This window comes from Streptomyces soli, assembly GCF_003999195.1.
Classification (GTDB): domain Bacteria; phylum Actinomycetota; class Actinomycetes; order Streptomycetales; family Streptomycetaceae; genus Actinacidiphila; species Actinacidiphila soli.
The window spans coordinates 99,799-112,198 of sequence record NZ_RJVR01000323.1 but is presented as its reverse complement, the minus strand read 5'-3'; the positions used below and the strand labels follow the sequence as shown (position 1 = coordinate 112,198).

Sequence of the window (12,400 nt, the reverse complement as noted above, 5' to 3'; positions counted from 1 at the left end):
CCCGCAAAGCCCGCGTTTGTTAAGGATGAGGCCCGTGCCCTACAAGGCTGAGTACATCTGGATCGACGGCACCGAGCCGACCGCCAAGCTCCGCTCGAAGACCAAGATCATCGCCGACGGCGAAGAGCCGGGCACCTGGGGCTTCGACGGTTCCAGCACCAACCAGGCCGAGGGCCACGCTTCGGACCGCGTGCTCAAGCCGGTCGCCACCTACAAGGACCCGATCCGCGGCGGCGACAGCATCCTCGTCATGTGCGAGGTCTTCAACATCGACGGCACCCCGCACGACTCCAACACCCGTGCGCTGCTCCGCCCGGTCGCAGAGAAGTACGCGGCTCAGGAGTCCCTGTTCGGCATCGAGCAGGAGTACACCTTCTTCGAGGGCTCGCGCCCCCTCGGCTTCCCGATCGGCGGCTACCCGGCCCCGCAGGGCGGCTACTACTGCGGCGTCGGCGCCGACGAGATCTTCGGCCGCCCGGTCGTCGAGAAGCACCTCGACAACTGCCTCGCTGCCGGCCTCGGCATCTCCGGCATCAACGCCGAGGTCATGCCCGGCCAGTGGGAGTTCCAGGTCGGCCCGCTCTCCCCGCTCGACGTCTCCGACCAGCTGTGGGTCGCGCGCTGGCTGCTCTACCGCACCGCCGAGGACTTCGGCATCTCCGCGACCCTGGACGCCAAGCCGGCCAAGGGCGACTGGAACGGCGCGGGCGCGCACACCAACTTCTCCACCAAGAAGATGCGCGAGGACTACGACGCGATCATCGTCGCGGCCGAGTCCCTCGGCAAGGGCGACAAGCCGCTCGAGCACATCACGAACTACGGCACCGGAGTCGAGGAGCGCCTCACCGGCGCCCACGAGACCGCCCCGTGGAACGAGTACAGCTACGGCGTCTCCAACCGCGGTGCCTCGGTTCGTATCCCGTGGCAGGTCGAGGTCGACAAGAAGGGCTACATCGAGGACCGGCGTCCCAACGCGAACGTCGACCCCTACGTCGTGACCCGTCTGATCGTCGGCACGTGCGGCGCGGCGCTGGTCGAGGCCGACCTCGTCTGATCCGTTCCGCGCTTCTGTTCGTACCGAGGGCGCCCGTCGACATGACGGGCGCCCTCGGTACGTCAGTGCCGGACGGTCACCACGATCTTGCCGAACTGCTCGTTGGACTCCATGCGGCGATGGACGTCGGCAACCTGCTCGATGCCCTCGTAGACCCGGTCGATCACCGGTTTGAGCGAGGCCGAGCGCAGCCCCGTGCTGATGAAGTGCACGGTACGGCGACGGACCTACGGGTCCGCCATGAGGGCCGAAGGCCGGTCCGCTCCCGATGCGTCGGGAGCGGACCGGCCTTCGGTGTTCGCCGGGCGGTTACTTCTGCACGTAGACCGCCACTGTGCGACCCGGGACGGTGAAGGTGCCGGAGGCGGAGTCGTACGAGGCCGTCTTGACGACGGGGTCGGAGCCGGAGGCCTGGACGGGGTGAAGGGTGTAGGGCTTGCCGGACAGTGAAGCAACCGTCTGCGCCTGGGACTTGGGGGTGGCGTTGAAGACGACGAGGAGCTTGCCGAGCTTCATGGTGATGACGCCAGGAGTCTCTCCCCCAGACTTCGTCTGGGAGGTGCCCCCATGACCCGAAAGCGGGAAGGAGAGCTGGTCCTGGACCGCCGAGGTGGTGGTCAGGCCGAAGGCGGGCTCCGTGGAGCGGATCTTGAGGAGATCCTGGTAGGCCGCCGTGGCCCAGTCCATCTGCGCGCAGACCGCCTTGAGGGACGTGATGCCCAGCAGGGGCTTGGCGTAAGGCCACTTGGACTGGTTGCCCGTCGCCGGCGGCAGACCGCGGCCGAAGCCGTTGCCGGTGGAGCAGTCCCAGTGGATGGCGTTGAACCAGTCGCCGGAGTCGTACGAGTCGCGGTCGAAGGACTTGGAGCGCAGGAGGTCGGAACCGGCCTGGTACAGCGCCGGTCCCTGGGACAGCGCCGCCGTCGCCTCGGCCAGCACCTGCATGCGGGCGCGGTCGTCCGCCGAGGTGCCGGAGGGGAGCTTGTAGGCGAGGGCGTCGTAGAGGGTCTCGTTGTCGTGGGCGTCCACGTACGCCACCGAATCGCCCGGGGCGTCCGCGTAGCCGGCGCCCGTGCCGTTGTAGTCGACCTCGGAGCCCTTGACCTCCTTGCCGGAGGAGTCGGTGAACGTGAAGTCCTTCAGGTTGCCGGTCAGGCCCACCTTGATGAGGTCCTGGTAGTGGAGGAGGCGGGACTTCTGCTCGGCCTCGGTGCCGTTGGACGTCGAGGTGTTGGGGTCGGTGTAGAGGCCGGAGGCGAAGCCCTGGACGCCGGGGTCGGAGTCGAAGGGGCCGCCGCCGCGGACGGCGTCGCGGGCGCGGTCGGAGAAGGTGGCGATGCCGGTGCCGGCCATGTTCTTCTGGGTGGCCTGGACAAACCGGGCGTCGTCGGCGACCTCGCCGAAGTTCCAGCCCTCGCCGTACATGATGATCTTCTTGCCGTCGACGCCGTCCTTCTTGAGCGTCAGCGCGTCCAGCGCCTTCCGCACAGCGAGGAGGTTCGCCTTGGGCTGGTGGCCCATGAGGTCGAAGCGGAAGCCGTCGACCTTGTACTCCTTGGCCCAGGTGACGACGGAGTCGACGACCAGGTTGCCCATCATCGCGTTCTCGGTCGCCGTATTACTGCAGCACGTGGAGTTGGCCACCGAGCCGTCGGCCAGCAGCCGCTGGTAGTAGCCGGGCACGATCTGGTCGAGGACGGAGTTGTCGTCCTCACCCGAGGCGGCGGTGTGGTTGTAGACCACGTCCATGACGACCCGCAGACCTGCCGTGTTGAGGCTCTGCACCATCCTGCGGAATTCGACGGTGCGCTTCGTCCCCTCGGGGTCGGTGCTGTACGAGCCTTCCGGCACGGTGTAGTGGAGTGGGTCGTAGCCCCAGTTGTACGCGTCCTTGGCCGCGACCGCGCTGACGCATTCCTGCTGCTTGTCGGAGTCGGCGGCGTACGAGGAGAGGTCGCAGTCCGGCACCGCCTGATCCGCCGCGTTCTCCGCGACCGTCGCGAAGTCGAAGGCCGGGAGGAGGTGGACGTAACTGACCCCGGACTTGGCGAGCGCCTTCAGGTGCTTCATGCCCGCCGAGTCGGTGTCGGTGAAGGCGGTGTACTTACCGCGGTCCGCCGCCGGGACGGTGGTGTCCTCGGAGGAGAAGTCGCGGATGTGGAGTTCCTGGATCTGGGCGTTGTTGAGGGAGACGGCCTTGGGTTTGGCGAGGCTCGACCAGCCGCTGGGCGCAAGGGACTTGGCGTCCAGGTCGACGACGAGGCTGCGCTTGGAGTCGGTGGTGAGGGCGACCGAGTAGGGGTCGGTGACCTTGTTGGTGACGACCTTCTGCGTGCTGGGCGCCCACACCTTGACCACGTACCGGTAGGGCTTGCCGGTCCAGGACTTCCTGCCGGTGACGCTCCAGACGCCGCTGGCGGCGTCCCGCTTCATGGCGACCGTCGTGCCTCCCCCAGAGCTTCCTCTGGGAGGTGCCCCCAGGTCCAGGGCGACGGACTGGGCGGTGGGCGCCCAGACGGAGAGCGTCGGCGTGCCGTCCCTGAAGACCGGGCCGAGTGAGGCCTTGCCGGCCTTGGCGGCGTAGAGGTCGTCCAGAACGCCTTGCGTCTGGACGCCGGTGGCGGCGAGCAGGGCGCCGTTGGCGAGCCGCTGGGTGGCGATGACCTGGCTGGTCAGGGCGTTGCCGATACGGTCGCGGTCGCGCGGGTCGACGGTGAAGGCGGCGTAGTTCTTGAGCTGCGGGAACCGCTGCTTCTGGGCGTCGGTGAGACCGCCGGATACCGGCTGGAGGCGAAGCCAGTGGCCCTCGCTGGACAGGGCACCGTCCTTCACCGTGATGCCGCCGTCGGGGGCGTAGACGAGCTGGTAGCTGGCGGCTGCCGTGGTGCTGGTGTCCCAGGCGACGGTGTTCCGGTCGATCCACTGGGCCTTGGCGGCGGAGAGGTCGAGGTCGGCAGAGGAGCCGGCGGTGGACGGCAGCAGGTATTTCTGGGTTCCGTTCAGGAGCCACACCTCGTGCCCGTACGTCGACAGGTCCAGGGACTGGTCGGCGTCGAGATCCTTGGCGTCGCCCTTGTGGATGATGTAGCTGAGCGATGTCGCCCCGTCCGTGAGGGGTACCTCGAAGACCGCGCCATAGGCGTCAGTCTTCACCGGGGCCAGGGGGCTGGACCAGTCGGTGGGGGTGGCGGCGCCGGTCCAGACGTGCAGGCCCCAGCCGGAGTAGTCGCCGTCGACGCGGTGGTAGTGGATGACCGCCTTTGTGGTGTCTCCCCCAGCCTGGCGGCTGGGAGGTGCCCCCAGGGCGGGGTAGGCGCCGGCGGGGGCCTTCGTCAGGACGTCCGCGTTGCCCTGCGAGACCCAGACCTCGCCGGTCTGGCTGACGTCGATGGTGCGGTCGGCGGAGACGTCCTTGTTGCCGTCCTTGTCGATGACGAGGAAGCCGACGTTGCTCGCGCCCTCCTTGAGTTTGACGTAGGCGAAGGCGCCGTACGCGTCGCGGCCGATGAAGTTGTGGCCCTCGGGCCAGGTGGTGGACTCGCCGTCGGCGATGTCGCCCCAGGTGTAGAGCCGCCAGTCGGTGTAGTCACCGTCGGTGCGCTTGTAGTGGACGATCGCGTAGTCCCGCTGGGTGGCGGTCGGGGTCGCCGGGGCGGCCGGGGTGCCGCTGGTCGTCTGTGCGAGGGCGCTTGCCGTACGGCCGCCGGTGTCGACGACAACAGCCTTGTAGCGGACGGCCGTTCCGGGTGCGACATCGGCGCCGATGCTCTGCGTCACCTTGTACGGGGCGTGGTCGGCGGAGCCGAGGACCTGCCAGTCGCCGTTGCCGACCTGGGCGGCGAAGACGACGCGGCTCAGCGCCGGGGCGTCGATGCCGGCGGAGACAGTGACGGTGCCGGTGGCGCCCGCGTCGGGGGCGGTGAGGGTGATGGCGGGAGTTCCGTTCGCGTCGGCAAGGCGCTTCGTCGCTTTGTAGACCACGGCGGACATGGCCGGGACGTCGACGGTGATCTTCTTGTCGGCGCCGGAGGTGACGTCGCCCGAGCCGCCGTAGATCTCCTTGAAGGTCACTCCGGACGAGTACGTGGACAGGTCCACGCTCTTGGCGGTCGTCGCGTTGTTGACGGCGACGACGTACTCCACGCCGTCCGAGGCGAGGGTGCGCGAGAAGGCGTAGACGCCGGCCCCGTCGGCCGCGTAACGCTCGACCTGGACGCCGTCAGTGAGGGCGGGGTTCTGCTTGCGCAGCTTGGCCAGGTCGGCGATGGAGCGGTAGAGCGTCGCGCTCGTGTCGTACGCGTCGGAGGCGGCGGTGCGGTCGGTGCCGAGCTCGTCGTCGTCGAGGTAGTCGGCGACCTTCGACCCGAACATGGTCTGGCGGGCGTCCTTGTCGCCGCCGGAGCCGGTGAAGCCCTGCTCGTCGCCGTAGTAGACGACGGGGTTGCCCCGGCTGAGGAACATCAGCTCGTTGGCGAGCTTGTCCTTCTGGACCAGCTCGGCGTCGGTGGCGCCGGGGTTGTCGGTCTTGAGGAAGTACCCGATGCGGCCCATGTCGTGGTTGCCGAGGAAGGTGACCTGCTCATAGGCGTTGGACTTGCCGGACGTGTACTTGTAGTCGTCGGCGAAGACACTCGACAGCTTGGCCGCCGAGGCGCCCTGCGAGACGTATTCGCGGGCGGCTTCCTGGAAGGGGAAGTCGAGGGTCGCGTCGAGCTTGCCCTGGGTGACGTAGGGCGAAGTGACGGATGTGTCGGAGGAGTACACCTCGCCGAACTGGAAGAAGTTCTTGCGGCCGTGCCGGGCCGCGTACGTGTCCAGGGCGGTGGCCCACTGGGTCCAGAAGGCCATGTCGACGTGCTTGACGGTGTCGATCCGGAAGCCGTCGATGTCGAAGTCCCTGACCCACTTCTCGTAGATCTTCTCCATGCCCTTGACGACCTCGGGGCGCTCGGTCCACAGATCGTCGAGGCCGGAGAAGTCGCCCTGGTCGGCGCTCTCGCCGGCGAAGGTGGAGTTGCCCCGGTTGTGGTACATGGTCGGGTCGTTGAGCCAGGACGGGACCTTGCTCCGGGAGGTGACCGTCGGGGTGTACGGGAAGGAGCCGGTGTCCACGGCCGGGAAGGCCTTCGTCCCGTCCGCGTAGTCCGAGTCGTTGAAGGGCACGCCGTCCTTGGTCAGGTACGGGAAGGCGCCCTTGGAGAGGTAGCCGTAGGACTGCTGCTCGTAGTCCACGACGTCGGCGGTGTGGTTGGTGATGACGTCGAAGAAGACCTTCATGCCCTTGGCGTGGGCCTTGGAGATCAGGTTCTTCAGATCGGCGTTGGTGCCGAAGTGCGGGTCGACCTGGGTGAAGTCGGTGATCCAGTAGCCGTGGTAGCCGGCGGAGTGGGGAGTGCCCCCATCACCGGTCCCCTGGACGGCCTTGTTCTTGAAGATCGGCGCCATCCATATGGAGGTGGTGCCGAGGCCCTTGATGTAGTCCAGCCGCTTTGTCAGGCCCTTGAGGTCGCCGCCCTGGTAGAAGCCCTTGTCGGTGGGGTCGTAGCCGGTGGTGAGCCGGGTGCCGGTGAGGCCGCCCTTGTCGTTGGACGTGTCGCCGTTGGCGAAACGGTCCGGCATGACGAAGTAGAACTGCTCGCGGGTCAGGTCGTTGCGGGCGGCGGCCTGCGTGACCAGCGTCCTGTCGAACGGCGGGGCCGGCGGGGTGGCCGCGTGGGCGGCGACGGGCTGCACGAAGGCGGCGGCGAGTGCCGCCAGGGCGACGGCTACGGTGATGCGTCTGCCGCGCGCGCGCCGGGCGCGCGCAGCGAACACAGACAGCCAGGGCTGCTGGGCCACGGGGCGATCTCCTTGCGGAATCCGTGTGCGGACGGTTGTGCCGCTGGCGGTCCCGGAGCCAGGCCCCACCGCCAGTGACGCTCGCGCCCGGTACCCACGCGCATGAGCCGGGTGCCGTCCGGCGTCGGTGCCGGACTGTGAGCCGGACGGTATCGCTTACGCAGGCCTTACAGCAAGATGTCGCAAAGATTTCCAGGGATCGGATCCCGGCCCCGAATTCAGGGACAGGTGCGCCGGGCTGCGGAGACACACAGGGCGCCCCTCAACTACCGCACAAGCGCTTTGGCCGGCGCTTCCGCCACCCACGTGACGCCAACGGGAACGTGACCTGGGAGTCCGGGAGCAACCGCTCGTACAGCACCGGCACCTCGTCGGGATACACGACCAGCGACACCTGGAAGTAAAGGAATCCTTGCATGATCTTGCAGAAAGTTTCTAACCGAGGGCTTTCGCAAGGGCTTGCATCGCTGTTACGTTCCTCTCCAGCCCGGTCCGATCGGCCGGGGGTCCGCGCGGAGTACGGGGGTTCACTGCGCAGGTCCCACGCGCCCGGCCGATCGGCCCGGTTCCCAAGACCGAGGCAGGGCCCGGGGTCGACATCACCACCCCGCCCGCCCCACCCTGGGGCAGGCCCCGGGCCAGGCCTCGACCAACCACCGTTCAGCGCGGGCGCGCCTGGGCGGTGGAACCGCGTACGACCAGCTCGGTCTGGAAGACGAACTCGGCGCGCTGCACCGGGTTTCCGCCGATCTCCTCCAGCAGCGCGTTGACCGCGGCCGCGCCCATCGCCTCGACCGGCTGCCGGATCGTGGTGAGCGGCGGGTCGGTGAACGCGACCAGCGGCGAGTCGTCGTAGCCCACCACCGAGACGTCGCCCGGCACCGTCAACCCGCGCTCGCGCGCCGCCCGTACAGCGCCCAGGGCCATCAGGTCGCTGCCGCAGACGACGCCGGTGCAGCCCTTGTCGAGCAGCGCGCCGGCCGCCGCGTGGCCGCCCTCGACCGAGAAGAGGGTGTGCTGCACCAGCGCCCCCTCCCCCAGCGCCGCCATGAAGCCCTCCACCTTGCGCCGCACCGGCACGAAACGATTCGGCCCGACGGCGAGCCCGATCCGCTCATGGCCGAGGTCGACGAGATGCTGCACGGCCATCCGGGCCGAGGCCCGGTCGTCCGGTGACACGAAGGGCCCGGCGACGGCCGGGTTGTATCCGTTTATCAGGACGTACGGAACGCCCCGGCCGACAAGCTTGGCGTAGCGCTCGGGGTCGGAGTTCAGGTCGGCGTGCAGTCCGGACAGGAAGACGATGCCCATGACGCCGCGCTCGGCCAGCGCCTCCACCAGCTCGTCCTCGGTGGCGCCCCCGGGATGCTGGGTGCAGAGCACGGCCGTGTAGCCGCAGCCGGTCAGATTCTGCTCGATGACCTGTGCGAAGGCCGGGAAGATCGGGTTGCTCAGCTCAGGGGTGATCAGCCCGATCTGCCCGGCGCTGCGCTGCCGCAGCCGCAGTGGCCGCTCGTAGCCGAGGACGTCGAGCGCCGCCAGCACCTTCTGCCGGGTGGCGGCGGCGACTCCGGGCTTCCCGTTCATGACGCGGCTGGCGGTGGCCTCACTGACCCCTGCCTGTGCCGCGATGTCCGCAAGTCGCGCTGTGTTCACGGCCCGACTTTATGCGAGCGAGGTCACACAGCCCACCAAACGGTCGTGTCGGCCGGAAGTGCGATGACGCCTTCCGGCTCCACCTCGACCGGCGCACTGGCCAGCAGCACCCTGCCGGGGGCCTGGATCGTCACCGGCTCGCCCGTGGTGTTCACCGTGCACGCGAAGCCGCCGGGCCGGCGGAAGGCCAGCACCCCCGCCGGGGCCTCGGTCCACTCCACCGCCGTTCCGGCGCCGAGCCCGGCGTGGGCGCGACGCACGGCCAGCGCGCTGCGGTACAGCTCCAGCGTGGAGTCCGGGTCGCCGCTCTGTGCCTCGACGCTGAGCAGCTCCCACTCCGCCGGCTGCGGCAGCCAGCTCCCGCCCGCCCCGAATCCGTACGACGTCCCCTCCGCCGTCCACGGCATCGGCACCCGGCACCCGTCCCGGAACCCGTCCTGCCCCGCGGCCCGGAAGAACGCCGGGTCCTGGCGGACCTCGTCCGGCAGCCCGGTGACCTCCGGCAGGCCCAGCTCCTCGCCCTGGTAGATGTACGCGGAGCCGGGCAGCGCCAGCATCAGCAGCGAGGCCGCCCTCGCCCGCCGCACCCCGCCGCCGAGGCGGGTGAGGTGCCGTACGACGTCGTGGTTGGACAGCACCCACGTCGTCGGCGCGCCGACCGGCCGCATCGCGTCCAGCGACAGGTCGATGACTTCCCGCAGCGCCACCGCGTCCCAACCAGTGCTCAGATACTGGAAGTTGAACGCCTGGTGCAGCTCGTCCGGCCGCAGGTAGTTCGCGGTGCGGTCGACGGTGGGCGTCCACGCCTCGGCGACGCCGATGCGCTCACCGTCGTACTCCTCCAGGATCAGCCGCCACGAACGGTAGATCTCGTGCACCCCGTCCTGGTCGAAGAAGGGCAGGACATCGTTGCCAAGCAGCTTCAGCTGCTCATGGTCGCCGATGTCGGGCAACCCCTCGGCCTTCACCAGGCCATGGGCGACATCGATCCGGAACCCGTCCACGCCCATGTCCAGCCAGAAGCGCAGAATCGAGCGGAACTCGTCGCGGACGGCGGCATGCTCCCAGTTGAAGTCCGGCTGCTCGGGCGCGAACAGGTGCAGGAACCACTCCCCGTCCTCCGCCCGCGTCCACGCCGGCCCACCGAAGACGGACTCCCAGTCATTCGGGGGGAGTTCGCCGTTCTCGCCCTTGCCCGGCAGGAAGTGATACCGGGACCGCAACGCCGAGCCGGGGCCCTCGCGCAGTGCCCGCTTGAACCACTCGTGCTGGTCGGAGGAGTGGTTGGGGACCAGGTCCACGATGACACGCAGGCCGAGCCGGTGAGCGTCACGGATCAGGCCGTCCGCGTCATGCAGCGTCCCGAACATCGGGTCGATCGCTCGGTAGTCGGCGACGTCGTAGCCCGCGTCCGCCTGCGGCGAGGCGTAGAACGGGCTCAGCCATACGGCGTCCACCCCGAGGTCCCTCAGGTACGGCAGGCGCTCCCGTATGCCGGGGATGTCGCCCATGCCATCGCCGTTGCCGTCGGCGAAGCTGCGTGGATACACCTGGTAGATAACGGCGTCCCGCCACCAACCGGTGTCGGTGGGCTCGGCTTCTGTCAGGGCCTGGTCGAGGTCCAGGTGCTGGGTCATGACGTCCTTGGTTCGCGGGTGCGTGGGGGTGCGGTTCGTGAACGGCCTGCGGGCCGTGGCCGGCAAAATCAGCCCGTCCGGCGTTTGAGGACCTGGGGGCACTCTCCCCCAGCCTTCGGCCGGTGGGGGCACTCCCCCAGCCTTCGGCCGGGGGGACCCCCCCAGCCGCCAGGTTGGGGGAGGACCCCCACCCAAACGAAGGTTTGGGGGAGAGCCCGGTTTCGGGAAGGGGCGGGGTGGGGGAACCCCCGGCGTCAGGACTTCGCCGCGCCGGCGGTGAGACCGGTGACCAAGTGCTTCTGGACGACGTAGAAGACAAGACTGACCGGGATAGCGATGAGCACAGCCGTCGCCGCCATGTAGTTCCACTGCGAGTCGTGCTCGCTGATGAAGCTGCTCAGGCCCACCGCAAGCGTGTACTTCTGGTCGTCGAGCATGAAGGTGTTGGCGAAGGCGACCTCGCCCCACGCTGTGAGGCAGGTGTAGAAGGCCGCAACGGCCAGGCCGGGGCGGGCCAGGGGGAGGATGAGGCGCCAGAAGGTGCCGAGGGGGCTGAGGCCGTCGACGCGGCCGGCTTCGTCGATCTCGAAGGGGATGGTGTCGAAGTACCCCTTGAGCAGCCAGGCGCAGTACGGCACGGCGGTGGTGCAGTAGACCAGGACGAGGCCGCCGTAGGTGTCGATCAGGCCGAGATCGCCGAGGATCGTGTACATCGGGACGATCAGCACCGCGATCGGGAACATCTGGGTGACCAGCAGGACCCACATGAACTTCCGGTAGCCGGGGAAGCGCATCCGGGACACCGCGTAGCCGGTGGTCGCGGCGATGCCGACGCCGATCACGCTGGTGGCGAAGGCCACGAGGCAGGTGTTGCCGAACCAGGTGAAGAAGCTGGTGTGCTGCAGGACGAACGAGTAGTTGTCGAAGCCCCACTTGCCGAGGATCCGGCCTGGGTGCAGGTAGTCGTCCTTGTCCGGGCCGAGCGACAGGAAGATCAGCCAGGCGATCGGGAAGACCGCGACGAGGCTGGCGGTGATCAGCGCGCCGTGCGTCAGGGCCGTGGCCGTACGGCTGCGCTCTCCGCGGCGCCGCACCCGGCCCGGTCGGCCGGATCGCCCGGAACCGGCGGCGGGGGCGGGCTCGGCGGCGCCGGGGGCGGTGATCTCGGTGGTGGTGCTCATGGTGGTGGTCCCTTCCTTTTCAGCCGGCGAGCTGCTCATTGCGGGCCAGCCAGCGTCGGTAGAAGGAGGTGAAGACGATCAGGATGGCCAGCAGCAGAACGCCGTACGCGGCGGACTGGGCGAAGTCGCGTGGCTGCTGTCCGAAGCCGAGGTAGTAGGCCCAGGTCACCAGGATCTGCACGTCGGGCGCGTTGGAGCCGAACAGCAGGTAGATGATGGCGAACTGGTTGAAGGTCCAGATGACGCCGAGCAGGACCACGGTGCTGCTGACCGAGCGCAGTCCGGGCAGCGTGACGTTGCGGAAGCGCTGCCAGGCGTTGGCGCCGTCCATCTCGGCGGCTTCGTACAGCTCGCCCGGGATGGATTGGAGGCCGCCGAGCAGCGAGACGATCATGAAGGGGACACCGCACCAGGTGTTGACCATGATCGCGGCCGTGCGCTGAAAGGTGGTGTCCTCCAGCCATTGCGGCTGTGGCAGATGGAGACCGCCGAGTACGGAGTTGATCACCCCGGAGTCGCTGAGCATGATCCGCCAGGAGAAAACGGTGACGAAGGTCGGCACCGCCCAGGGCAGAATCAGCATCATCCGGTAGAAGGTGCGGCCTCGCAGCTTCTCGTTGAGCAGCAGGGCGAGGGCCAGGCCCAGGGTGTAGTGCAGGACCACGCAGGCGAAGGTCCAGAAGATGGTCCAGATGAAGTGCGACCAGAAGCGGTCCCAGGAGGTGGGGCCCCACAGGATGTCGGCGTAGTTGCCGAAGCCGATGAAGTGGTAGGTGGCGTCGATGTGGTTGACGCCGATGGTGCGTGACGAGTTGAGGCTGTTGGCGTCGGTGAGCGTCAGGTAGAGGCCCTGGATGAGTGGGTACCCGACCAGCACGCCGAGCACGACGACCACCGGGGCGATCATCACGTACGCGTACCAGTGCTTCTGGTAGGAGCGCCTGAGACGCTCGAACGGGCCGTTACGCGGCCCCTGGGCACCGCGGCTCTTTGCAGCCGCGCCGCCCTCGACGGCGACTGTCATCGTGGGACAC

The 12,400-nt window shown here is 68.6% G+C and carries 7 protein-coding genes; 1 reads left to right on the top strand and 6 read right to left on the bottom strand.

The window, feature by feature from the left end; all coding sequences use genetic code 11:
• Positions 1–34 precede the first annotated feature (34 nt).
• Complete coding sequence (gene glnII, locus EFK10_RS37760; protein WP_127360165.1) at positions 35–1,054, top strand: glutamine synthetase; 1,020 nt, start codon at positions 35–37, stop codon at positions 1,052–1,054.
• Positions 1,055–1,116: 62 nt separating this feature from the next.
• Here the strand turns inward: glnII and EFK10_RS37755 are convergent, their stop codons facing one another.
• The 6 genes from EFK10_RS37755 to EFK10_RS37730 all read right to left on the bottom strand — a co-directional run bounded on the left by EFK10_RS37755 (position 1,117) and on the right by EFK10_RS37730 (position 12,390).
• A complete protein-coding gene (locus EFK10_RS37755; protein ID WP_127360164.1) occupies positions 1,117–1,266 on the bottom strand; it encodes a zinc-binding dehydrogenase in 150 nt (49 codons plus the stop codon).
• 97 nt (positions 1,267–1,363) lie between these two features.
• Positions 1,364–6,892 carry a pullulanase-type alpha-1,6-glucosidase gene (pulA, locus tag EFK10_RS37750; protein ID WP_407647225.1) on the bottom strand — a complete coding sequence of 1,843 codons (5,529 nt, stop codon included), beginning with the start codon at positions 6,890–6,892 and terminating at the stop codon, positions 1,364–1,366.
• A 660-nt stretch (positions 6,893–7,552) separates the two neighbouring features.
• Positions 7,553–8,548, bottom strand: a complete 996-nt coding sequence (locus EFK10_RS37745) for a LacI family DNA-binding transcriptional regulator (RefSeq protein ID WP_127360163.1) — start codon at positions 8,546–8,548, stop codon at positions 7,553–7,555.
• 23 nt (positions 8,549–8,571) lie between these two features.
• On the bottom strand, positions 8,572–10,185 hold the full coding sequence (locus EFK10_RS37740) for a glycoside hydrolase family 13 protein (protein WP_127360162.1): 1,614 nt from the start codon (positions 10,183–10,185) through the stop codon (positions 8,572–8,574).
• A 254-nt stretch (positions 10,186–10,439) separates the two neighbouring features.
• Positions 10,440–11,366 (bottom strand): sugar ABC transporter permease, encoded by a 927-nt coding sequence (locus EFK10_RS37735; protein WP_127360161.1) that lies wholly within the window; start codon positions 11,364–11,366, stop codon positions 10,440–10,442.
• Positions 11,367–11,385: 19 nt separating this feature from the next.
• Positions 11,386–12,390, bottom strand: coding sequence for a carbohydrate ABC transporter permease (locus EFK10_RS37730; protein WP_127360160.1), 1,005 nt, complete (start codon positions 12,388–12,390; stop codon positions 11,386–11,388).
• Positions 12,391–12,400 lie beyond the last annotated feature (10 nt).